Source organism: Mesorhizobium humile, from assembly GCF_033977215.1.
GTDB classification, from domain to species: domain Bacteria; phylum Pseudomonadota; class Alphaproteobacteria; order Rhizobiales; family Rhizobiaceae; genus Mesorhizobium; species Mesorhizobium humile.
On the sequence record NZ_JAVIIV010000026.1, the window covers coordinates 1 to 22,580 of the forward strand.

At 63.9% G+C, this 22,580-nt stretch carries 26 protein-coding genes; 7 read left to right on the top strand and 19 right to left on the bottom strand.

The genetic code is table 11. The annotated features are described in order from the left end of the window. Positions 1–80: 80 nt before the first annotated feature. From RFM52_RS28175 to RFM52_RS28205, 7 genes are all read right to left on the bottom strand, one after another. Positions 81–551 carry a MaoC family dehydratase gene (locus RFM52_RS28175; RefSeq protein WP_320293375.1) on the bottom strand — a complete coding sequence of 157 codons (471 nt, stop codon included), beginning with the start codon at positions 549–551 and terminating at the stop codon, positions 81–83. Continuing rightward, on the bottom strand, positions 548–1,009 hold the full coding sequence (locus RFM52_RS28180) for a MaoC family dehydratase (RefSeq protein ID WP_320293376.1): 462 nt from the start codon (positions 1,007–1,009) through the stop codon (positions 548–550). The genes RFM52_RS28175 and RFM52_RS28180 overlap by 4 nt, the downstream gene beginning before the upstream one ends. A 112-nt stretch (positions 1,010–1,121) precedes the next feature. Next, positions 1,122–2,096, bottom strand: coding sequence for a magnesium/cobalt transporter CorA (gene corA / locus RFM52_RS28185; RefSeq protein ID WP_320293377.1), 975 nt, complete (start codon positions 2,094–2,096; stop codon positions 1,122–1,124). A gap of 135 nt (positions 2,097–2,231) precedes the next feature. Next, the gene (ychF, locus tag RFM52_RS28190) at positions 2,232–3,335 is read right to left on the bottom strand and encodes a redox-regulated ATPase YchF (protein ID WP_320293378.1); all 1,104 of its coding nucleotides are present in this window, start codon (positions 3,333–3,335) and stop codon (positions 2,232–2,234) included. 117 nt (positions 3,336–3,452) lie between these two features. Then, on the bottom strand, positions 3,453–4,205 hold the full coding sequence (locus RFM52_RS28195) for a tetratricopeptide repeat protein (RefSeq protein WP_320293379.1): 753 nt from the start codon (positions 4,203–4,205) through the stop codon (positions 3,453–3,455). Positions 4,206–4,268: 63 nt separating this feature from the next. Then, positions 4,269–4,991: an aminoacyl-tRNA hydrolase gene (gene pth, locus RFM52_RS28200; RefSeq protein WP_320293380.1), complete on the bottom strand. Its 723-nt coding sequence runs from the start codon at positions 4,989–4,991 to the stop codon at positions 4,269–4,271. A gap of 110 nt (positions 4,992–5,101) precedes the next feature. Continuing rightward, the gene (locus RFM52_RS28205; RefSeq protein ID WP_320293381.1) at positions 5,102–5,746 is read right to left on the bottom strand and encodes a 50S ribosomal protein L25/general stress protein Ctc; all 645 of its coding nucleotides are present in this window, start codon (positions 5,744–5,746) and stop codon (positions 5,102–5,104) included. A gap of 350 nt (positions 5,747–6,096) precedes the next feature. Between RFM52_RS28205 and RFM52_RS28210 the strand changes: the two genes are divergently transcribed. Beyond that, positions 6,097–6,741 carry a glutathione S-transferase family protein gene (locus RFM52_RS28210; RefSeq protein ID WP_320293382.1) on the top strand — a complete coding sequence of 215 codons (645 nt, stop codon included), beginning with the start codon at positions 6,097–6,099 and terminating at the stop codon, positions 6,739–6,741. Positions 6,742–6,817: 76 nt separating this feature from the next. Here the strand turns inward: RFM52_RS28210 and RFM52_RS28215 are convergent, their stop codons facing one another. Next, on the bottom strand, positions 6,818–7,261 hold the full coding sequence (locus RFM52_RS28215) for a MarR family winged helix-turn-helix transcriptional regulator (protein WP_320293383.1): 444 nt from the start codon (positions 7,259–7,261) through the stop codon (positions 6,818–6,820). Between the two features lie 147 nt (positions 7,262–7,408). Here RFM52_RS28215 and RFM52_RS28220 point away from each other — a divergent pair, with 147 nt between their 5' ends. Then, positions 7,409–8,266 (top strand): alpha/beta fold hydrolase, encoded by an 858-nt coding sequence (locus RFM52_RS28220; RefSeq protein WP_320293384.1) that lies wholly within the window; start codon positions 7,409–7,411, stop codon positions 8,264–8,266. A 78-nt stretch (positions 8,267–8,344) separates the two neighbouring features. On the opposite strand, the gene RFM52_RS28225 is transcribed toward RFM52_RS28220, so the two are convergent. Further along, positions 8,345–9,574, bottom strand: a complete 1,230-nt coding sequence (locus RFM52_RS28225) for an MFS transporter (protein WP_320293385.1) — start codon at positions 9,572–9,574, stop codon at positions 8,345–8,347. A 112-nt stretch (positions 9,575–9,686) separates the two neighbouring features. Here RFM52_RS28225 and RFM52_RS28230 point away from each other — a divergent pair, with 112 nt between their 5' ends. Further along, positions 9,687–10,556, top strand: a complete 870-nt coding sequence (locus RFM52_RS28230) for an AraC family transcriptional regulator (RefSeq protein WP_320293386.1) — start codon at positions 9,687–9,689, stop codon at positions 10,554–10,556. Between the two features lie 115 nt (positions 10,557–10,671). Then, complete coding sequence (locus RFM52_RS28235; protein WP_320293387.1) at positions 10,672–11,241, top strand: dihydrofolate reductase family protein; 570 nt, start codon at positions 10,672–10,674, stop codon at positions 11,239–11,241. A gap of 181 nt (positions 11,242–11,422) precedes the next feature. Here RFM52_RS28235 and RFM52_RS28240 read toward each other — a convergent pair whose 3' ends face one another. The 8 genes from RFM52_RS28240 to RFM52_RS28275 all read right to left on the bottom strand — a co-directional run bounded on the left by RFM52_RS28240 (position 11,423) and on the right by RFM52_RS28275 (position 18,102). Then, positions 11,423–11,938, bottom strand: coding sequence for a hypothetical protein (locus RFM52_RS28240; RefSeq protein ID WP_320293768.1), 516 nt, complete (start codon positions 11,936–11,938; stop codon positions 11,423–11,425). Between the two features lie 94 nt (positions 11,939–12,032). Next, entirely contained in the window at positions 12,033–12,968 is a 936-nt protein-coding gene (locus RFM52_RS28245) for a ribose-phosphate pyrophosphokinase (protein WP_320293388.1), read from the bottom strand. 170 nt (positions 12,969–13,138) lie between these two features. Next, positions 13,139–13,753: a hypothetical protein gene (locus tag RFM52_RS28250; RefSeq protein ID WP_320293389.1), complete on the bottom strand. Its 615-nt coding sequence runs from the start codon at positions 13,751–13,753 to the stop codon at positions 13,139–13,141. A gap of 55 nt (positions 13,754–13,808) precedes the next feature. Beyond that, positions 13,809–14,960: a M24 family metallopeptidase gene (locus RFM52_RS28255; protein ID WP_320293390.1), complete on the bottom strand. Its 1,152-nt coding sequence runs from the start codon at positions 14,958–14,960 to the stop codon at positions 13,809–13,811. Further along, positions 14,960–15,748: a peptidoglycan editing factor PgeF gene (gene pgeF, locus RFM52_RS28260; protein ID WP_320293391.1), complete on the bottom strand. Its 789-nt coding sequence runs from the start codon at positions 15,746–15,748 to the stop codon at positions 14,960–14,962. Before pgeF ends, RFM52_RS28255 begins: the two co-directional genes overlap by 1 nt. An 88-nt stretch (positions 15,749–15,836) precedes the next feature. Continuing rightward, positions 15,837–16,904, bottom strand: a complete 1,068-nt coding sequence (locus tag RFM52_RS28265; protein WP_320293392.1) for a class I SAM-dependent methyltransferase — start codon at positions 16,902–16,904, stop codon at positions 15,837–15,839. Further along, positions 16,901–17,755 carry a prolipoprotein diacylglyceryl transferase gene (gene lgt / locus RFM52_RS28270; protein WP_320293393.1) on the bottom strand — a complete coding sequence of 285 codons (855 nt, stop codon included), beginning with the start codon at positions 17,753–17,755 and terminating at the stop codon, positions 16,901–16,903. The genes RFM52_RS28265 and lgt overlap by 4 nt, the downstream gene beginning before the upstream one ends. Positions 17,756–17,862: 107 nt before the next feature. After that, complete coding sequence (locus RFM52_RS28275; protein WP_320293394.1) at positions 17,863–18,102, bottom strand: BrnA antitoxin family protein; 240 nt, start codon at positions 18,100–18,102, stop codon at positions 17,863–17,865. A 205-nt stretch (positions 18,103–18,307) separates the two neighbouring features. On the opposite strand from RFM52_RS28275, the gene RFM52_RS28280 reads away from it, so the two are divergent. The 3 genes from RFM52_RS28280 (at position 18,308) to RFM52_RS28290 (ending at position 19,803) form a co-directional block, all read left to right on the top strand. After that, entirely contained in the window at positions 18,308–18,610 is a 303-nt protein-coding gene (locus RFM52_RS28280; RefSeq protein ID WP_224636597.1) for an accessory factor UbiK family protein, read from the top strand. 314 nt (positions 18,611–18,924) lie between these two features. Next, positions 18,925–19,425: a type III secretion system chaperone family protein gene (locus RFM52_RS28285; protein ID WP_320293395.1), complete on the top strand. Its 501-nt coding sequence runs from the start codon at positions 18,925–18,927 to the stop codon at positions 19,423–19,425. Positions 19,426–19,443: 18 nt separating this feature from the next. Then, positions 19,444–19,803, top strand: coding sequence for a tRNA-binding protein (locus RFM52_RS28290; protein WP_320293396.1), 360 nt, complete (start codon positions 19,444–19,446; stop codon positions 19,801–19,803). Here RFM52_RS28290 and RFM52_RS28295 read toward each other — a convergent pair. Next, positions 19,795–20,859, bottom strand: coding sequence for a glycosyltransferase family 4 protein (locus RFM52_RS28295; protein WP_320293769.1), 1,065 nt, complete (start codon positions 20,857–20,859; stop codon positions 19,795–19,797). The genes RFM52_RS28290 and RFM52_RS28295 overlap by 9 nt on opposite strands. A 273-nt stretch (positions 20,860–21,132) precedes the next feature. Continuing rightward, on the bottom strand, positions 21,133–22,548 hold the full coding sequence (locus RFM52_RS28300; RefSeq protein WP_320293397.1) for an ATP-binding protein: 1,416 nt from the start codon (positions 22,546–22,548) through the stop codon (positions 21,133–21,135). Between the last annotated feature and the right edge of the window lie 32 nt (positions 22,549–22,580).

Below are 22,580 nucleotides of genomic sequence, written 5' to 3' on the forward strand. Positions count from 1 at the left end.
CTCCGCTGGAACACCCCTCATCCGTCTCGGCGCTGCGCGCCGATCCACCTTCTCCCACAAGGGGAGAAGGAGAGGTGCAACTACTCCACCTTCACCAGCACGGCGCTGTCGAACTCGATGACCTTGTCGCCGGTCGAATCGGAGGCCTCGCAGCGCAGCGTGAGCAGGTTCCAGCCCGGACGCCCGGCAAGCGGGCGGTGGGCCAAGGCGGTGCGCGTGAAGGTCACCGTCTCGCCGGCATAGACCGGCTTCAGCCATTTCAAATTGCGGAAGCCGGGCGAGGGGCCGAATTCGGGTTGCGGGCCGGGGCCGGTCCAGCGCACGCCCTCGGTCTCCATGCGCTTTTCGAGGTTGTATTTCATCCAGGTGGCGGCGGTGTGCCAGCCGGAGGCACAGAGCCCGCCAAGCACGCTGTTCTTCGCCGCCTCCTCGTCGACGTGGAAGACCTGCGGATCGTATTTCCTGGCGAACGCCTTGATCTCGTCGGCCTCGAATTTATGCGAGCCGAGCGTGACGGTCTGGCCGATCAGGAAGAATTCGTCGAGGGTCATGCCCCGGCCCCGCGGGTCAGGAACATACCGGTGTTCTCCAGCTCGAAGACGCTTTCGCCGCGCTGGTTGACGAGCTCGCTGCGCATGGTGATCAAGCCGAGCTGCGGCCTCGATTTGGATTGGCGCTTGGACAGTATGGTGACCGTGCCGGTCAGCCGGTCGCCGGCCAGAACCGGCTTCTTCCATTTCACATGCTCGATGCCGGGGGAGCCCTGCGAGGTCGAATCGAGCAGGAAGGCGTCGCACAGCATGCGCATGAACATCGCGCAGGTGTGCCAGCCCGAAGCCGAAAGCCCGCCAAGGATGCTCGCCTTGCCGGCTTCCTCGTCGAGATGCATCGGCTGGGCATCGAATTCGCTGGCGAATTCGATGATTTCGGCAGCTTTTACGTCCTTGCTGCCGATGTCCAGCGAGGCGCCCTCGACAAAATCCTCATAGGCCCAGGTCTTTCCGGTCATGCTGACAATCCGGTTGACGACGTGCGATCCGTAGGTCGGGCACCCCGGATGAAGGCCAATGGCGATTTGGTCAAGTGATTTCTGGTAAGCCAGCCGTCGCCGGCAAACACCGTCAGAGCCAGCCGCGGCGGCGGAAATACCAGAAGGGCAGGATCGCCGAGACCACCATCAGGCCGATGGCGAAGGGATAGCCCAACTCCCATTTGAGCTCGGGGATGATGTCGAAATTCATGCCGTAGATCGACGCGACCAGCGTCGGCGGCAGAAAGATGACGGCGGCGACCGAGAAGATCTTGATGATGGCGTTCTGCTCGATCGAGATCATGCCAAGCGTGGCATCGAGCAGGAAGGAGATCTTCTGCGACAGGAAGGTGGCATGGTCGGCAAGCGAGAGCACATCGCGCGACAGCGTCTTGATGCGGGCGCGCACATCCTTGCTCATCTTGGTCTGGGCCGCGACATGGGCGAGGAAGCCGGCAAGGCGTTGCAGCGAGATCAGGCTGTCGCGGACCGAGGAAGCGATGTCCTCCTTGCGGCCGATGCCTTTCAGGAGCTCCTGGAAATCGCGGTTGCGCTTCGAGGCTTTGGTCGAGCGGGCTTCGAAGATGTCGCGCGAGATCACTTCGACCTCACGGCCGGCGCGCTCGAGGATGTCGGCCAGGCGATCGACGATCGCTTCCAAAAGACCGATCAGGATGGTGTCGCCGCTGGTACAGCCGGTCGCCACTTTCTCGGCGCGCAGCGGGAAGGTCTTGAAGGCTTTGGGTTCGTGGTAGCGGATGGTGATCAGCCTCTTGCCGGCAAGCGCGAAGGTCACCGGCGACATCAAGGGATCGTCGGCCTCGGTCTGCGCCGGCAGCACGGCGGTCATGAAGTAGCCGCCGTCCTCGATATAGAGGCGGCTCGAAATCTCGATCTCCTCCATCTCCTCGCGGGTCGGGATGGCAATGCCCAGCCAGCCCTCGACGCGCGCCTCTTCCTCCTTGGTCGGGTTGAAGAGATCGGCCCAGACGACCCTGTCGCCATCGGCCGCAAGGTCCTCGGTGAGGCGCAGGCGATCATTGTCCACGACGAAGGTTTTTATCATCGCCGGGTCTCCCTTGCCGGAAAGGGTTTCGTTCGATTGCACCGGGATTGCCGACGAAACACCGCCTGCAATAGCCGACTAGCCCCGTGATATCACAAGGTCAAGACAGCGGGCGGTAGCGGCGGAGGACGGGAATCAGGTGTTGAACTTGAACAGCATGATGTCGCCGTCCTGGACGACATATTCCTTGCCTTCGTCGCGCGCCTTGCCGGCTTCCTTGGCCGCCACTTCGCCGCCCAGCGTGACGAAGTCGTTGTAGGAGATCGTCTGGGCGCGGATGAAGCCGCGTTCGAAGTCGGTGTGGATGACGCCGGCCGCCTGCGGCGCCTTATCGCCCTTGTGGATCGTCCAGGCGCGCGTCTCCTTCGGCCCGACGGTGAAATAGGTGATCAGATGCAGGAGGTCGTAGCCGGCGCGGATCACCTTGTTGAGGCCGGGCTCATCGAGGCCGAGCGAGGCGAGGAACTCCATTTCCTCCTCGTCGGAAAGCTGGGCGACTTCGGCCTCGATCGCCGCCGAGATCACCACCGTGCCGGCGCCCTGCGCGGCCGCCATCTTCTCCACCGCGTGCGTGTGTTCGTTGCCGGTGGCGGCGTCCGCCTCGGCGACGTTGCAGACATAGAGAACGGGATGCGAGGTGAGCAGGTTCAGCCCCTGCAGGATGCGCAGATCCTCCGCCGCAATGCCGTTGAGAAGGAAGCGCGTCGGCTTGCCGGCCTGCAGCAATTCCAGCGCGGCCTCCATCATCGGCAGGACGGCCATGGCCTCCTTGTCCTTGCCGGCGGCGCGCTTGCGGATCTGGGCGATGCGGCGCTCGAGGCTTTCGAGGTCGGCGAGCATCAGCTCGGTCTCGACCGTCTCGGCGTCGGCGACGGGGTCGATGCGGCCTTCGACATGGGTGATGTCGTCATCCTCGAAGCAGCGCAGCACATGCACGATGGCGTCGACCTCGCGGATGTTGGCCAGGAACTGGTTGCCCAGCCCTTCGCCCTTGGAGGCGCCGCGCACCAGGCCGGCGATGTCGACGAAGGAGATGCGGGTCGGGATGATCTCCTTCGACTTGCCGATCGCCGCGATCTTCTGCAGGCGCGGATCCGGCACCGCCACCTCGCCGGTGTTCGGCTCGATGGTGCAGAAAGGATAGTTGGCGGCCTGCGCGGCCGCCGTCCTGGTCAGCGCATTGAACAGCGTCGACTTGCCGACGTTGGGCAAGCCAACGATGCCACATTTGAAACCCATGTTCGTCCAGTCCTGTCGGAATTCGATTTTGGTGAGGGCTATGGGCGATAGGGGTGACGAACGTCAAGCCCCGATCGGCCGGGCCGCCTCACGGCCGCTAATCTGGTTATCGCCGGATCACCGCGCAAGCTGGCGCAGCCGGGCAAGACGCTCCGGTTCGCCGCTGACGAAGGCCTGGTCCTTCTCCAGCACAGCCAGCGCCTCTCGGGCGCTGTCGCGAGCGCCGTCCAAGTCGCCGAGACGGGCGCGGCATTCGGCCAGCTCCTCCAGCACATAAGGCGCCTGCGCGCCGTCGGCGGCCGCCGCAGCTGCGGTTTCTTCGGCAAGCCGGTGGGCTTCTTCCAGGCGCTCCAGCGCACGCAACGTCCTGATCACGGCATAGCGCGCGATGCGCAGCTCGCGTTTCTCGCCGGCCGAGCGGCGCAGCTCGACCGCCTGCTCGAACAGCGCCAATGCATCCGCGAGCCGGCCGGCGTCGAAATAGGACCAGCCGAGATTGTTGAGCAGGGGGCCACGCCAGATACCGGCCTCCGGATGCTCGCCGATATGGGCAAGGGCCGTCGCGGTCCATTCGACGGCGTCGTCAAGCGTACCGACGATTGCCAGCATATGCGCGGCATCCGCGGCCAATGCATGAGCTCCGGCTGCCCGCGCCAGTCGCCAGGCTTCGCCGAACAGCGGCCGCGCCGTCTCGCGCTCGCCGGCGGAATTGTAGAGGCGACCGCGTTCGAGGGCGCAGAGCGCGCGGGCTTGCGGATCGTCGCTGGCCAGACGACAGGCCTGGTCGATCAGCGCGTGACCCGCGGCGAAGTCCCCGGCCAGGCCGAGTTTTCTGGCGCGTGCCGCGATATCCGAAACACTGTCCGCCATGCCGATCTCACTTGTGGCCCGGGTGCGATGCCGCTGAGCGATCCCGCGCGGACGCGCCGCCCTTTAGTCTTTTCCAAACAGCTTCTTCAGCATGGCGGCCATCGGGCCGCTTTCGGGAAGTTTTGCCGCCGGCTGTTGCGGGCGCGCCTGGCGGACATGGCTTTGCTGCTTCGGCGGCTTGGGCGGCGGGCGGTCGTCATCGCCGGTCGGCACGAGCTTGTCGCGCAAGGCGAGCGTGACGCGGTTCATGAACGAGCTGTCGTCGCCCTTGGCCAGCAGACCGGCGTCGTCGGCGATTGCCGCCAGCAGGACATCGAGCCATTCGCGGTCGGCCTTGGCGAAATCGCCGAGCACATGGCCGTGCACCATCTCCTTGACGCCGGGATGGCCGACGCCAATGCGCACCCGACGAAAGGCGTTGCCGACATGCTGGTCGAGCGAACGGATGCCGTTATGGCCGCCGGAGCCGCCGCCGACCTTGACCCGAAGCTTGCCGGCGGCAAGGTCGATCTCGTCATAGAAGACGGTGAGGGCGGAAGGTTCGAGCTTATAGAAGCGCAGCGCTTCGCCGACCGACTGTCCGGAGAGATTCATGAAGGTCTGCGGCTTGATCAGCAGCACCTTCTCGCCGCCGAGCGTGCCTTCGCAGATCAGGCCCTGGAATTTTCTCGACCACGGCGAAAAGGAATGGCGGCGGGCAATCGCGTCCGCCGCCATGAAGCCGACATTGTGCCGGTTGTTTTCGTATTTCGCGCCCGGATTGCCGAGGCCTGCAAAGACAAGCATCGCCGTCTCCGGACCTAGAGCATGATGCCGAAAAGTGTGAAGCGGTTTTCGGAAAACATCATGCTCTATTCTCTGATTTGGAGCCGGATGAAATCATCCGGCTCGGAGAATTACTTCTCTTCGGCCGCCGGGGCCGCCGTCTCGGTCGCCGCCGGCTCGGTGGTCGCTTCCGTCTCCGGCTTCATCGCCGACGAGCCTGCAACGGTCGCGATGGTGAAGTCGCGATCGGAGATGACCGGCTTGACGCCGGCCGGCAGCTTGACCGCCGAGATGTGGATCGAATCGCCGATGTCGGTGCCGGTGAGATCAACGGTGATGAATTCCGGGATCGCGTTGGCCGGGCAGTGGAACTCGACTTCGTGGCGGACGATGTTGAGCACGCCGCCGCGCTTGATGCCGGGCGACTTGTCCTCATTGATGAAGTGGACAGGCACGTCGACATTGACTTCGGTGTCCTTGCCGATGCGCAGGAAGTCGACATGGACAGGAAAATCCTTGACCGGGTCGAGTTGGAAATCCTTCGGCAGGACCTGGATCTTCTTGCCGTCGACATCGATCGTGGCGATCGTGGTCAGGAACCCGCCGCCATGGATCTTGTAGAAGAGATCCTTGTAGTTGAGCGCAATCGCCAGGGGAGGCTGCTTGTCGCCGTAGATAACTGCAGGCACTTTACCGTTGCGGCGAACTGCACGGGCGGACCCCTTACCGACCTGTTCGCGCGCTTCGGCCTTGAGCTCGTAAGCATCGTGGCTCATGGCATTTCCTTTCGCGTGTTATGGAGCGCTTGCGGCAAGCACGAGGCCAACCGTAAACGTCGAAAGCCGTCGCGGCCCTGCACGATCTGTCCGATGCGTTTGGCGATCCAAATGCGTCTGGGGATCATGCGAGGCCTGGCCGGCCTTCCTCCGCGTTGCCTCCAAGGGTGTCTACGCGGGTGGCGGCTCTATAGCGGAAGGCGGGCAAGGGCGCAAGCGGTTGGGCTGGAAGGCTTGCAGGGTGGTTTCCAGCACCGAATGCATAAACCGGAAATCCCATTTGCGACAAATGTAGGAACAGGCGGTTCTCAGCCGTCCTGCGGCATGCAACCAGACCCGTGGGGACCACTATGAAACTCCTGTTCAGCCGCAATCCCAATCCTCGCCTCGCGGTCGCGACGGCGCGCTATCTCAAGGCGGAGATCGCGTTCGAGTTCGCATCGCCCATGGCGCCGGGGCAGGCCGAACGCTATCGCGCGCTCAACCCCAATCTGACCTTGCCGATCCTGGTCGGGCAGGGATGGAGCCTGTGGGAAGCCGACGGCATCGCCTGCCGGCTTTCGCGCGAGGTTCGTTCGGATTTCTGGCGCGGCGGGGACGACGAGCCGGACATGATCCGCTGGATCAGCTGGGGCAAGGAACGGTTCGCCTTCGCTTGCGACATGGTGCATTTCGAGCGCGGCACCAAGCAGCGCTATGGGCTTGGTCCTATCGATCGGGAGCTGGTCGAGGAGGGACTGAGGCAGTTCCATAAAGCCGCGGCGGTCCTCGAGCCTGAGCTTTCCGCGCGGGAGTGGCTGGTCGGCAGTTCGATCTCCTATGCCGACTTCCGCATGGCGACGTTCCTGCCTTTCAACGACGTCGCCGGGTTGCCGCTCGCCGACTATCCGGCGATCCGGCGCTGGTACGGCCGGCTGGAGGCGATCGACGCCTGGCGCGATCCGTTCCAGGGGCTGGAGGCGCCGCCGCTTCCACCGGTCAGGTTCGAGGCGTGACCCGCATCCGCTGAGCCCGTCCAAAGGTGCCGGGACGCAAACCCTTCCGCCGTGCTTGACCTCGTTTTCAGCACATCTAGGCGGCGTCAACCGCCAGGCCGCCGTTCAGCGCATCGCGCAGCGCCTGGATTTGCCGGTTCAAGGCATCGAGCTCCGCCAATTTCATGCCTGAGCGCTCGATCAGCGTCTCGTTCAGGCAATTGCATTGGACGAGCAAGGCTCGTCCGCCAGGGGTCAGGTCGACCTGCACCTGGCGCTCGTCCGTATGGCTGCGCTGGCGGGTGACAAGGCCAGCCTGCTCCATTCGCTTCACCAGCGGCGTGATGGTGCTCGATTCCAGGGCCAGCCGATGCGCGATGCTGCCCACCGACATGCCGTCCGTTTCTCCCAATGCGTTGAGCACGAGATATTGCGGGTAGGTGATCCCCATCTCGTCCAGCATCGGCTTGTAGGTGCGGTTGATCGCCATGCTGGTGGCGTAGAGCGTGAAGCAGAGCTGATTGTCCAACGGGAGAGGCACGGCGCATTCCTTTTGCCGACTGAGCATTCGTTATGTACCACGGAAAATGATATCGCGATACATATTTCCATGGACAAGGGTTGCGGTCTCCGTTATCAGGTGATTATCGCGATATTGTTTATTGCGATATCAAAAAAGGAGATTGAGATGACCTCGCAGACCAAGCCAGGTTCGGGCAGCGGCACGATCACCACCAAGGATGGAACGCAGATATTCTACAAGGATTGGGGAACCGGCCAGCCGGTCGTCTTCCACCATGGCTGGCCGTTGAGCAGCGACGACTGGGATGCCCAGATGCTGTTCTTCCTGGGACAGGGTTACCGCGTCGTCGCGCATGACCGGCGCGGCCATGGCCGTTCCAGCCAGACCGATACCGGCAACGAGATGGACACCTACGCCGCCGACGTGGCCGAGCTCACCACGCATCTCGGCCTCAAGGACGCCATCCATGTCGGTCACTCGACCGGCGGCGGCGAGGTGGCGCGCTATGTCGCCAAGTATGGCTCGGGCGGCCGCGTCGCCAAGGCCGTGCTGATCGGCGCGGTGCCGCCGATCATGCTGAAGACGGCGGCCAATCCGGGCGGCCTGCCGATCGAGGTGTTCGACGGTTTCCGCGCGGCGCTGGCGGCCAACCGCGCCCAGTTCTTCCACGACGTGCCGGCCGGCCCGTTCTACGGCTTCAACCGTCCCGGCGCCCAGGTTTCCGAAGGCGTCGTCAACAATTGGTGGCGCCAGGGCATGATGGGCGGCACCAAGGCGCATTACGACTGCATCAAGGCCTTCTCGGAGACCGACTTCACCGAGGACCTGAAGACAATCGACGTGCCGGTGCTGGTCATGCATGGCGACGACGACCAGATCGTGCCGATCGCCGATTCCGCGCTCATCTCGATCAAGCTGCTCAAGAAGGGCGAGCTCAAGGTCTACAAGGGTTTCCCGCACGGCATGGCGACGACGCATGCGGACGTCATCAACGCCGACCTGCTGGCCTTCTTCAAGGCTTGAGGCAGGTCGCCAAACACGAAGCACCCGCCAAGCGGCGGGTGCTTCGATCTTCAGAGGCCGTTCGGAGTGCCCGGGCAATCAGGCCCTTCGCGCTTCCTTCATGTTGGGCAGGAACACGGTCAGCAGGCCGAGGAAGGGCAGGTACGAGCAGACCTGAAATACGAAATCGATGCCCTTCATGTCGGCGACGACGCCGAGCACCGCGGCGGCGATGCCGCCCGTGCCGAAGGCGAAGCCGAAGAAGATGCCGGCGATCGTGCCGACCCGGCCTGGCACCAGCTCCTGCGCGAACACCACGATGTTGGAGAAGGCCGAGGACAGAATGAGGCCGATCATCACGGTGAGCACCATCGTCCATTCCAGATTGGCGTAGGGCAGCGCCAGCGTGAAGGGCAGCACGCCGACGATCGAGAACCAGATCATCGCCTTCTGTCCGTAACGGTCGCCGAACGGGCCGCCAAGCAGGATGCCGAGCGCCGACGCGCCGAGGAACAGGAACAGCATCACCTGGCTCGTTTGCACCGAAACGCCGAACTTATGCATGGAGTAGAAGGTGTAGTAGCTGGCAAGCGAGGCGATATAAGCGTTCTTGGTCAGCACCAGCAGCGTCAGGACGGCGAGCGCGCCCATCACCTTCTTGCGCGGAAAGGGCGACACGTGGGCACCCTGCTTGCGAGCGGCCTGTGAGGCGCGCATACGGCTGTACCAGCCGCCGACCTGCCAAAGCACGAAGATGCCGATCAGCGAGCCGACGGCGAACCAGGAGATGCTGGTCTGCCCGAAGGGCACGACGATGAAGGCGGCGAGCAGCGGCCCCATCGACTGGCCGAAATTGCCGCCGACCTGGAACAACGACTGCGCGAGGCCGAAGCGGCCGCCCGAGGCGAAGCGGGCGATGCGCGAGGATTCCGGATGGAAGATCGCCGAGCCGATGCCGATCAGCGAGGCGCCGACCAGAAGCAGCACATAATGGCCGGCATAAGCCAGTACGATCAGGCCGACCAGCGACGAAGCCATGCCCCAAGGCAAGGAATAAGGCATGGGCCGCTTGTCGGTGACCATGCCGATAACCGGCTGCAGCAGCGAGGCCGTGACCTGGAAGGTGAAGGTCAGAAGGCCGATCTGCCAGAAATCGAGACCGTAATTGTCCTTGAGGAGCGGATAGATCGCCGGCAGCAGCGACTGCATGATGTCGTTGATGCCGTGGCAGAAGCTCACCGAGAGGATGACGGCAAAGGCCGTCGCCTGCGCCGAGGTGCTGCTTGCCGTCGCCGGCGCGGCGACGGAGGTGGCGGTCGTATCAGTCAAGGCAAATGCTCCGTGGTCTTCTCGCGGCGAACCGCAGGCCGCCTTATAGGCCTGTTGCCAAGCGACTTCTTTCGTGGTTTGGTCCAATAGTTTCGCAAGTGGGCCATCTCCGATGCCGCATGGCAGGGAAATCTTCAAAGGCGATGCCGCTGAGCTCGGGCGTCTGCACCAGACACGCTGGCAATGGCTGGAAGAGGCCGTCGGGCCAGCGGTGGCGCTGCCGACCGAATATCCGGACGGCTATCACGTGCCGCAGCACCGCCACAGCCGCAGCCAGTTGCTGCATGCGCTGGTTGGCGTGGTCCTGGTGAAGACCAGGCACGGGCGCTGGATGGTGCCGCCAGACCACGCGATGTGGATCCCTGCCGGGATCGAGCATTCCGTCGAGATGCTGGGTGATGTCTCGATGCGCTCGGTCTATGTGATGCCGGATGCCATTCCCGGCCTACCGGAAGGGTTGCGCGTCGTCGGCATCACGGAATTGATGCACAGCCTGATCGTCGAATCGGAGAAGCTGCCGCAGGGCGGCGAGCTCGAGGGGCGCGCCGCGCTTGTCATGGGGCTTTTGCTGCACGAGATCCCGAACCTGCCGGAACGGCCGCTCGGCCTGCCTTTCCCGTCCGATCCGAAGCTCGCGGCGCTTTGCCGGCGCTTCGTGGCGGCCCCTTCACCGCATGCGACGATCGACGAATGGGCAGATGAAGCGGGCATGAGCCGCCGGTCGTTCACCCGCGCCTTCCATCGCCAGACCGGGCTGTCGCTGTCGACTTGGCGCCAGCAGGCCTGCCTCTTCGCGGCGCTGCCGAGACTCGCCGATGGCGAGCCGATCACCAGGGTGGCGCTCGATCTCGGCTATGACAGCGTGCCGGCCTTCATCACCATGTTCAAGCGCATGCTTGGCGCCTCGCCGCGCGGCTATATGCGCGGCGCGCGCGATGCCGGCGAAAACCCGCGCCGCACAGGCGGTCCGATCGCCGCGTGACGCAGCGCCGGCGGCGCTGAGCGGATGCGCCGGCTCCAGCCTAAGGTTCCAATTCCGATTGCAATTTGCAATCAGTTATGCTCCTTTTGCGAGAAAGCGAAATCGGAGGCCTCCCATGGCGACGATCGTTTATGCCATGCTGACATCGCTGGATGGCTATATCGCCGGGCCGAGCGGGGACATCGACCTGCCGGTGCCCGAGGAAGAACTGCATCGGCATTTCAACGACGAGATGCGACGGACATCGATCGCGCTTTGCGGGCGCAGGATGTATGAAACCATGCGTTTCTGGGACAGCCCGGAGCGCGAGATCGCCGCTGAAGACGTCGAGCGGGATTTTGCCTACGCCTGGCGAGAAACGCCGAAGGTCGTGTTTTCAACCACGCTTCAGGAGGTTGGGCCGAATGCCCGTGTGGTCAAAGGCGACGCGGAGGCAGTGGTGAGGGCGCTCAAGGCGGACACGGACGGCGAGATTTCCGTCTCCGGCGCCGAGCTTGCCGGGCATCTTGCGTGTGCCGGCCTGATCGACGAGTACCGGCTTTACGTGCATCCGGTCGTGCTGGGCGGCGGCAAGCCGTATTTCCGGTCCGGCCTGTCGCTGGCGTTGAAGCCGCTCGGCACGGAGTGCCTTGCGCAAGGGGTGACGCTGCTGCGCTATGCGCCCGCGGCCACCAGTTCCGATTAATCGAACAGGCTCGACACCGATTCCTCGGTTGCGGGGCGCGCCCGCTTTCGGCGTCTGCGTTCAGCGAATTCTTGCCGGGTGCGGAAACTGCTCGCTCGGATCAATCGAACAAGCTCAATCGATTCTTCGGTTGACGTGCGCGAGATCGCCTCACAGCGTGCCGTCGAACTCGAAGGTATCGTCAATCAGCCCTGGTCCAGCCGAAAACCAGCCACTTATAGCGCGAGGTCTTTTCGGGCTCCGCCGTGTAGGTCATCTGGAGGTCGCCGCCCTTGGCGTAAATGTCGAGCCTGGGCGCCGTATCCAGCGCAAGCCACAATGAATCGTTTTTGAAGGACCATGTCCCGCACCAAACGCAAGATCCCGATGCAGGGTCTCCCGGTTGGTGAAAATTGTAACGGCCGTCCGCCGTGATCTCCAGATAGTCGAACGCGCCGTAGAACGCCGTCACCGTTTGCTGAAATTCCGTCGCGGCCGCCTCCATGTCGGGCGATGCGGGCTCCTTCAGATCACGCGGCGGCCGGATAGCGGACCCAGTGATTGTCCATTTGCCAATGAAGTCCTTTTCGGTGGGCAGATATTGCGTTTGAGCCCGCGCGGTCGAAATCGAAGCAATAGTCGGTGCATAGGCCGTGCCGACGACGCCGATTGTCAGGAGCGTCGCCGCGACGCCAGCCATTTTGATTCGATTCAGCATCAGCTGCATACCTTTCGCGACGATGTCAGGACGTCTTGTCGTTCAGATTCTACAGGTCGTTCGGATTCTATGGGCGCCCCGACAGGGCGAAAAATCAGTCGAACAGGCTCGACACCGATTCTTCCGTGGCCGTGCGCGAGATCGCTTCGCCCATCAGGTCGGCGATCGAAATGACGCGGATGTTCGGGGCGTCGAGCACGCCCTGCGTCGGCTGGATGGAGTCGGTGATCACCAGTTCCTGCAGCTTCGATCCGGCGATGCGGGCAACGGCGCCACCGGAGAGCACGCCATGGGTAATGTAGGCGGTGACGGAGGTCGCGCCATTGGCGAGCAGCGCGTCGGCCGCGTTGCAAAGCGTGCCGCCGGAATCGACGATGTCGTCGATCAGCAGGCAGTCCTTGCCGGCGACGGCGCCGATGATGTTCATGACTTCCGACTCGCCGGGACGCTCGCGGCGCTTGTCGACGATGGCGAGCTGCGCGTCGAAGCGCTTGGCCAGCGCACGCGCCCGCACCACGCCGCCAATGTCGGGCGATACGACGACGACATTGCCGAGCTGCTTGTACTTGGCCTTCACGTCGCGGGCCATCACCGGCACCGAGAACAGATTGTCGGTCGGGATGTCGAAGAAACCCTGGATCTGGCCGGCATGCAGATCGAGCGTCAACACGCGGTCGGCGCCGGCACGGGCGATCATATTGGCGACCAGCTTGGCCGAGATCGGCGTGCGGCCGGAAGCGCGGCGGTCCTGCCTTGCGTAACCGAAATAGGGGATGACGGCCGTGATGCGCTTGGCCGAGGAGCGCATGAAGGCGTCCATCATGATGAGCAGTTCCATCAGATGGTCGTTGGTCGGATAAGAGGTCGACTGCAGGATGAAGACATCCTCGCCGCGCACATTCTCCTGGATTTCGACGAAGATTTCCTGGTCGGCGAAGCGCCTGACGCTGGCCTTCCCTAGCGGGATGTTGAGATAGCGAGCGACCGCTTCGGCCAGCACCCGGTTGGAATTGCCCGCGAAAAGCTTCATGCACCGTTCCTGGTGAAGGATGGAGAGGCCGGAGAGACTCTCAAGAGCCTTTTATGCGGGCTTTTAGCGGCCCGCGCCGGTATTGCAAGCCTCGTTGTGGGGAATCCCTCCGGCGACCGCAACAAACATGGAAAAACATCGCAAGCCGGCAACAGTTCGGCCGGCAATAGTCAACCGGCGCCGCCGCTGCCAAGCCAGGCTGCGAACTGGTCGATCGTCTGGTCGGCAATGGCCTGCATGGTCGCGGGCGCCACCGTGGGCCAGCCTTCGCCGCTGCCGGCCGCAGGCGCCTTCTGCTGGCCATTGATGCGGTGCAGGCGATTGCCCGAGGGGTCGTAAATGTCCCAGACATAGATGACGGTCGTGTCCTTGCCCTCGGACATCGTCGAAAAATAGCCTTTCAACACATGCGTCGCCGTCTGGTCCGTGCTGCCGACAAGCGTCAGGCCGCGCTGCCTCGCACGGGTCTGCAGTTCCGCCGTCAAGGGCGCCGCGGCCTCCACGGATGCGCCTACGATCGGCGCCACCTGCAGCCGCGTCTTGGCGAGGGCTGCGGTCTGGGTGGGCGTTGCGGGTGTCACGGATGTCGCCGTGGTCGAAGGAGCGGGCGCGGTCGTGGTCGGAGACGTGGCCGTTGTCGAGGTGCCCTGCGGGAAGGCCGAAGACTGGGCCGAGGTCGCCGGCGGGGTGATGGCCGAAGGCTCCAGGACGTCCTTGGCATTGGTGCAGGCGCCAAGCGCCAGCGCCGCAAGCAATGACACGGTCGACACCTGCGATCGTCTCATCTGCCTGAAAACTCCTTACTGGCGAACGCCCCCGCGTGAACCAACCATTATGGATTCACTGCACGATCAAGTCGAGATCATGGCGCGACAGCGGCTTGGGCGCCGATTCCGTGGTCAGGTAGGTGCGGCCGAGCGTCATCGCGGTCTCGGTCTCGGAGTCCATGATGATCATATGCGCGAACAGCGTCATGTTCGGTGCGATCGGCTCGGTATTGCCCTGGTAGAACATCGGCATGTCCATCCAGGACGGCGTGAAGCGGGCGCCGACCGAATAGCCGCAGGCATTCAGCCGGTGCTTGGTCAGGTTGTGCGCCTCGAGCGTGCGGGCATGCGCGTCGAAGACGTCGCCGAACGTGTTGCCCGGCGTCATCGCCTTTTCGACCGCGAGCAGGGCGGCACGGGAAGCGTCGAACAATTCCTGGTGGCGCTTCGACACCTTGCCGGTCAAAACGGTGCGCATCATGGGGGCATGATAGTGGTGGAAGACGCCGGCCCATTCGAGCGTCAGCTGGTCGTTCTTGGTGAGCTTGCGGCGGCCGGCCTTGTAGCGGCAGAGCAAGGCATCGGGGCCAGAGCCGATGATGTACTCGTTGGCGGGATAGTCGCCGCCGCCGGCAAAGACCGCGCCCTGCATGGCGGCGAGGATGAGCCCTTCGTCGCCGCCCTGCTTGATCAGAGGCAAGGCGGCGTCCAGCGCGTCGTCGGAAAGATTGGCGGCCTTTTCCGCCTTGGCGATTTCGGCCGGGCTCTTGAACAGGCGCAGCCGGCCGACGATGCCTGAAGCATCGGCGATCTGGCCGAAAGTCTGCAACTGCTCGTCCACGCGGCGGCCATTGTAGGCGGTCAGGCCATGGGTGTCGTATTCGACGCCGATGCGGGCGCCGAGCAGGTCGAGGTCGTTGAGCAGGTTCCGCAGGTCGATCGCCGGATTGGCGCCCTGGCGGTCGGTCCACAGCACGATGTTCTCGATGGTCGAGGTATGGCGCGCTTGCCTCAGATCAGCTGAACGGGTGAGCAGCACCATCGAGCCGTCGGCCTTCACCACCAGGCACTGGAAGAAGCAGAAGCCGAACGTGTCGTAGCCGGTCAGCCAGTACATGCTCTCCTGCGCGAACAAGAGCACGGCGTCGAGCTTCTTGTCGGCCATCTCGATGAGCAGCCGGTCGCGCCGCGCGTCGAATTCCGATCGTTCGAAATGCAGCGCCATTACTCTTTCTCCAGGACGATTGCTGAAACCTGGCGCCCGTAATCCGCTTCCTTGCGGTGTGTGGTACGCCGGTAGGAATAGAAAAGCTCTTCTTCCGCGTAAGTGCAGCGGCCGAGGCCCTCGGCGGTCACGCCCGCCTTGCGCAGCCGGTCGACCGTATATTGGTTGAGGTCGAACATCGAGTGGCCGGCGGTCTTCGACGGCCTGAAATAGTGGTGATTGCCGGTATCGGCCTCGACGAAGCGGGTGACGAATTCCGGCCCGACCTCGTAATTGTCGGGGCCGATGGAAGGACCGAGCACCGCGACGATGCGCTCGCGACGGGCGCCGAGGCCTTCCATCGCGGTGATGGTGTTTTCGAGCACGCCGGTGAAGGCGCCCTTCCAGCCCGCATGGGCGGCACCGATGACGCGCGCCTCGGCGTCGGCGAACAGCACCGGCCCGCAATCGGCGGTCGAGGCGCCGATGGCGATGCCCGGACGATCGGTGACGATGGCGTCGGCCTTCGGGCGAGGGCCCGCGAAGGGTTCCCTGGCGACGACGACATCCGGCGAGTGGATCTGGTGCGCGGTCAACAGGCGATCCGCCGGCACGCCCATCCAGTCGGCAACGCGTCGCCGGTTCTCGGCGACCAGCGTCTGGTCGTCGCTGGAGCCCGTGCCGATGTTGAGCCCCCGATAGATGCCGTCGGAGACGCCGCCGATGCGGGTGAAGTAGCCGTGGCGCATGCCTTGCGCCTTTTCAAGCAGCGGCGAGCGTACTGGATTGGGTCTGCTCTGATTCAGCATGGTTGGGTTTGTCGTCTGTGCGGGGCGGTCTCGTCAAGGCGAAGTTCGGACGACTGGCAGGACCAGGCGTCGGGACCGCCTGCCAATCTCAAGCGGCTCTCGCCGCCGGCAGGATCTTCATCACCTTGAACAGCTCGCCCATCGCGTCGGGGCCGGCCAGGCGTTCGACCGCGTCGGAGATGGTTTGACGGGCCTGCTCGTCGGCGTTCGCCCCGAGCGCGCCGGCGCGCTCGATCAAGCCCATGCCAAGCAGGAATTCTCCCTGCGTCGTCATCTCGACACGAAGCCCATGCGGGCGGACCGCTGTCGCAAGCGCGGCGAAATCGACATGCGAAGTGAGATCGGCCTCGCCGGGGCCGGCCAGCACGTCTTCATGCCGGTGCCGGCGCAAGGCCTGCAAGGTGTCGCCGATGCCAGGCTGCAAATGACCGTAGTCGATAAAGAGGCCCGCGCCGCCCTGGGCAGCGATGCGCCCCGCGATCACCGACATCAATGCAACACGGGCTGGCGCCACTTCGGCGATCGCGCCTTCGGGCGCGCCGGAGGCATCTTCGGGCAACAGCGTGGGATCGAGCGAGCCGGCGCCGGCAAAGAAACGCAGCTCGTCATTGTCGCCGAGACCGACCATGCGCTCGCGCCAGCGTTCGCCGACATGCACGAACTGCCGGATCGGCACGGCGTCGAACAATTCGTTGCCGACGATCAACAGCGGCTGTCGCGGCAACGCGTCGATGGTCTGGTGCCAGGCAAGCGCCGCGTTTTGGCCTGCAAGCGTCTGTTTCTGGATCTCAGCCAGGCGCGGGCTGGTCTCGATCATGGCAAAGGACGCGCCGGCCACGAGCGCCGGGTCGAGCCGCGACCAGGTGCGCAGCATGTCCTTCATCAAGGTGCCACGGCCTGGTCCGATCTCGGCGAAGGTCGCCGGCAACGGCCGGCCGGCAGCTTGCCAGGCCTGGTAGAGCCAGACTGCCACGAGCTCGCCGAACATCTGGCTGATCTCGGGCGCCGTGATGAAGTCGCCGGCGGCGCCGAATGGCTCGCGCGTCGTGTAATAGCCGTTCTGGGGATCGAACAGGCAGAGCGCCATATATTCGTCGACCGGCATCGGTCCAACGGCTTCGATCAGATCGACGATGCGCTCCTTGAGCCGGGTCATGCCGCTTGCGGCTGCGCCATCGTCTTTGCGGTGACCATGGCCCATATGCCGGCCAGCACCATCGGCGTGGACAGGATCATGCCCATGGTCAGCCAGTTGGTGCCGAGCAGGTAGCCGAGCTGCTGGTCGGGCTCGCGGAAAAACTCGACGAAGATGCGCGACAGGCCGTAGCCGCAGATGAAGGCGCCGCCGACGAAGCGCGGCGTCTTCAGTTTCAGGCGCGAATGGGTGAGGAAGCGCAGCACCAGGAACAGCACCAGGCCTTCGAGCAAGGCCTCGTAGAGCTGGCTGGGATGGCGGGTGAATGGCCCGCCATTGGGGAACTCGATCGCCCATGGCACGTCCGACGGCCGGCCCCAGAGCTCCGAATTGATGAAGTTGGCGACACGCACGAGGCCTAGCCCAACCGGCACGCCGGCCGACACCACGTCGAACAGCGTCCAGGTGTGGATGCGGCGCTTAAGCGAAAACAGTGTCATGGCGAGGATGACGCCGAGCAGGCCGCCATGGAACGACATGCCGCCCTGCCAGACGGCGAAGATATCGAGCGGATGCGCGATGTAGCGCGGCAGGTCGTAGAACAGCACGTAGCCGGTGCGCCCGCCGAGCACGACGCCGATCGCCGCCCAGACGATGAAGTCGTCGAGGTCCTCGGGCTTCATCGGCAACTTGCCGTCCGGCCACAGGCGCGTATTGGTGACCAGCCGTTTGGCGTACCACCAGGCAAAGAGGATGCCGACGATATAGCCGACGCCGTACCAGTGCACCGCCAGCGGCCCGATTTGAACGATAACCGGATTGATGTTGGGGAAGGGCAGGGAGGCCAGCGGCAGCAGGAAATATTCGCTCAAACTGGGATCTCCCGGTTGCGGTCGTCTATCGGGCGCGGACCATGCGGCAGGGTTTTGGCAGGGTCAAGGCAAGGCGATTGATGTTCTGAACGCCACGGCGAGCGATTTCAAACCTGAGGTTTGCCGGCGACAATCTGCCTTAGAGCGTCGTTGATCCTGTCCTGCCAGCCAGGGCCATCTTCCTGGAAGTGGTCCAGTACAGCGCGATCGATCCTTATCGAAACAAGTTCTCTGACATTTGGCGCCGCCGCGGCCTCGCGAATTGGCGCCGCGGGCTTTTTGACGGGCTTGAAGGCGGCTTCCGCGGCTGCGAACGGGTTTGTCGGTCGGCGCGGGGGCGTTGCCATTGGTCAATCCTGACTGAGTGCTGGAACAATACACGAGCACAATAGGCGATTTGGCGACTTCAAGTACAGGTCGGGGCGATGCGATAGCTTTGTTCAGGCATGGCACCGCCATGCGCCATAGCAACGCAGAGGCGGCATCAACCTCAACGTTCTTGCATTCCGCGTCGCGCCCCACTACGTCAAATCAAGCAAGCGAGGATCTGCCATGTCGACCGGACCGAACCGCATTCTCGATGAATTCGCAAAGATCATGACCGATGCCGCGGGTGCCGCGCAGGGTGTGCGTCGCGAAGTGGAGACGGCGTTCCGGGCCCAGGCCGAGCGCATGCTGAATTCCATGGATGTGGTGCAGCGCGAAGAGTTCGAGGCCGTGCGCGAGATGGCGGTCAAGGCGAGGGAAGACAACATCCAGCTGGCGACGCGCGTCGAGGCGCTCGAGGCCAGGCTCGCCGAACTGACCGGGCAGGCCGCACCTGCGGGTGCTGCAAAGCCCCGCGCAAAAAAATAATCGTTAAACTTTTCCACATAGCGCGATCCGAAAAATCGCTTTGCCGTGAATCGCTTACCGGCATTGCATGAATCTTTGTGACAGCCACCTTTCCACATGCGGATGACGCAGTGCGAAAAATTGGGCTGTTCACGCGACTCCCGATCAATAGACTGAATTTGTTGCATGATTCGAAGCAGGGTCATGCGCCGGGCGGTGGGGTCCGGTTGGGGTCTTTGCGTTGGAAAGTCCTGACCGTCCGAGTTCTAGACAAGATTGTTCGTCGTGTGTGCCCCGCGGAGCGTGTGGCGCTCCCCTGAACACAGGAAGCATTCATGGAACTCCTCGAACTCGAATTCTCCCGCGAAATCCACCCGGTGGATGTCATCGAGCAGGTGGCCCACAACAACGACTGGTCCTTCGAGCGCGCCGGCGACGACGAGATTGCGATTTCGGTGGCCGGCAGCTGGACAGACTACCATGTCTCCTTTTCCTGGATGGAGGATTTCGAGGCGCTGCATCTGGCCTGCGCCTTCGACATCAAGGTGCCCGAAACGCGTGCGCTGGAAGTGATGCGGCTGCTGTCGCTGATCAACGAACAGATGCTGTTCGGTCACTTCGACCTGTGGGAACAGGAAGGCGCGATCATGTTCAGGCAGTCGCTGCTGCTTGCCGGCGGGGTCGAGCCGTCGAGCCAGCAGGTCGAGGTGCTGTTGTCCTCGGCGCTCGAGGCCTGCGAATGCTATTTCCAGGCCTTCCAGTTCGTCGTCTGGTCGGGTACATCGGCCAAGGACGCGCTGTCCAGCGTGCTCTTCGAGACCCATGGAAACGCCTGAGCCAGGCCGACATCACCGATGAGTTCCAGCAGCGAGCGCAAGCCCGAGATCAGCTTTGCCGATTTCGACCGTGTCGACATCCGGGCCGGCACGATCGTCGAGGCCGAGCCGTTTCCGGAGGCGCGCAAGCCGGCGATCAAGCTGAAGATCGATTTCGGTCCGGCGATCGGGGTGAAGAAGTCGTCGGCGCAGATCACCAAATACTACGCGCCGGAAACGCTGATCGGCCGCCAGATCTTCGCGGTGGTCAATTTCCCGCCGCGCCAGATCGGCCCGTTCATGTCGGAAGTGCTGACGCTCGGCTTTCCCGATGAAGAAGGCGCGGTGGTGCTCGGCGCCATCGAGCGTAAAGTGCCGGACGGCGGGCGCCTATTCTAGGACGAGGCTGGGGCGACCTTGAGCCAGCCGATCCTGATCGGCGCGCTTGCCTGGCATGCCCAGCGCTTCGTCGACCACGTCGAGGAACATTTCGGCGCAGGCCTGCCAGCTGTAGCGCATCGCGCGCTGGCGGGCTTCGGCGCGGTCGACGTGAAGCGCCTTCATCGCCGCTTCACCAAGATCGTTCGACACGGCTCCGCCGACGCCATCGCCGACAATGTCGATCGGTCCGGTCACCGGATAGGCGGCGACGGGCGTTCCGCTGGCCAGCGCCTCGATGATGACGTTGCCGAAGGTGTCGGTGCGGCTCGGGAAGACGAAGACATCGGCCGACGCGTAGATCTCGGCCAGTTCGTCGTTCGGGCGATGGCCGAGGAAATGCGCCTTGGGATAGCGCGCCTTGAGCTTTGCCAGCTCCGGTCCCTCGCCGACGATAACCTTGCTGCCGGGCAGGTCGAGATCAAGGAAGGCGGTCAGGTTCTTTTCGATCGCGACGCGGCCGGCGCACAGGAAAACCGGGCGGGGGAAGCCGGTTTCCTTGCGCTTGTCGGGCCGGAAATGGTCGGTGTCGACGCCGCGTGTCCAGGGCCTCAGCTTGGTGAAGCCGCGTGTCGCGAGATCGTCCGCCAGCGATTGCGTCGCGACGAGCGTGCCCTGTCCCGAATTGTGGAAGTCGCGCAGCCAGCTGTAAGCCCAGCGCTCCGGCACCGGCAGGCGGGCGCTGAGATATTCGGGAAAGCGCGTGTGGTAGCTGGTGGTGAAGGGGCGGCCCACCTTTCGGCAATGCCGGCGCGCCATGATGCCGAGCGGACCTTCGGTGACGATGTGGATGTGGTCGGCCTTGGCGGCGTCGATCATGCGCGCGACATGGCCCGGCGTCGTCAATGCGAGCCGGATGTCGGGATAGGTCGGCATCGGCAAGGTGCGAAAGCGGTTCGGCGTCAGGAAATCGAGCTCGACGTCGAAGGGTTTCAGCGCCTCGGTAAGGCGTTCCAGCGTGTGCACCACGCCATTGACCTGCGGCCGCCATGCGTCGGTGACCATCAGGATACGCATGGCGATCCTGATGTGCATGATGATCCTTTGCCGGAATGGCTATCGGACGCGCCGGCGCGGTGCCGGAACGGCAACCAGGCAGCGGCCCGCGCCTCGCTCCAGCGCACCCGGCTGGGCACGGGATCGAAGCAGGGCGGCAGGGCCGAATCAACGAGGGTCGCGCGCTTCATGCGCGCTCTTGACCATGATTTCATGACGCGCGGATGAAGCTGTTTTTGATTGAGCATGATCTTATCCGAAAACCGGCTTCCACTTTTCGGGATCATGCTCTGGCTAGGCGGGCACCTTGATCACGGCGCGCAGGCCGCCGAGCGGGCTGTCCTCGAGGCCGATGTCGCCGCCGTGGCTGCGGGCAATGTCGCGGGCGATCGACAGGCCAAGTCCAGTGCCGCTGGCGTCGAGGTTGCGCGCCTCGTCGAGCCGCAGGAAAGGCTTGAACACCTCTTCGCGCTTGTCGGCAGCGATGCCCGGCCCGTTGTCGTCGATGGTGACGGTGAGCGAGCCGCGGCCATGATTGGCGTGGACCTCGACGGTCTTGGCATAGCGGAAGGCATTGCCGATGACGTTGGACAGCAAACGGGCAAAGGCGTTCGGCCGCACATGCACGGCCGGATCACCGGTCAGCGTCGTCGTGAGCTTGCAGCCACGCAATTGCGCTTCCTCGCCAAGCTTCTGGAAATAGGCGTTGAGGTCGAAACGGCCGGTATCTTCCGTGGCCTCGCCACGGGCAAAGGAGAGATAGCCTTCCAGCATCGACTGCATGTCGTCGATGTCCTGGTTCAGCGCGGCCTTGGTCTCGGATTTGCCGCCAGCCAGCGCCAGCTGGAGCTTGAATCGGGTGAGGATGGTCCTGAGGTCGTGGCTGACGCCGGTCAGCATGGCGGTGCGCTGCTCGATCTGGCGCTCGATGCGCTCACGCATCTGGATGAAAGCGAAACCCGCTCGGCGAACCTCCTCAGCGCCGCGGGGGCGGAAATCGCGCGGCATCGGCCGGCCCTTGCCGAAACTCTCGGCGGCTTCGGCCAGCGTCAGGATCGGCCTGATCTGATTGCGCAGGAAGGGAATGGCGATCATCAACAGAACCAGCGAGGTGCCGACCATCCAGATCAGGAAGATGTGGGTGTTGGAGGCATATGCCTGGCTGCGCCGCACGAAAACGCGCAGCACCTTGCCTTCGAGCTGGACGCGGACCTCGACGACATTCGAGTTGCCGACCGTGTCGATCCAGAACGGACGGTTGATCTGTCTCGTGATCTCCGACGACAGCGCCTCGTCGAGGATCGAAAAGAACGGTTTCGGGCCGGGCGGCGGCAGCGGGTCGGGCGGCAAAAGATCGACCTTCAGCTGCATGCGGTCCTGGGCGATGCGGATGATGTTGGCGTAGTCGGCGTCATGCGGATAGGTCTCCATCATGTCGATGACGGCCGCTATGTCCGAGATCGTCGCCTGCGACAGGCGCTGGGTTACCGTCTGCCAGTGCCGTTCCATGAAGACGAAGGCAACAACCGACTGCAGCAGGATCATCGGCGCGATGACGATGATCAGCGAGCGGGCGTAGAGCCGCTTCGGCATGTAGAGCGCGACCAGGCGCCAGAACCGGTTCCAGGCGCGCGGCATCGCCCTCAGCGTCCGCAGCGCGAGATCGCCGGGGCCGCCTCCTTCAGGCTGTTCCAGTTGCGTGGTCGCCATTCGCCCTTCCGCTCGTCGATGGCCTGTTCAGC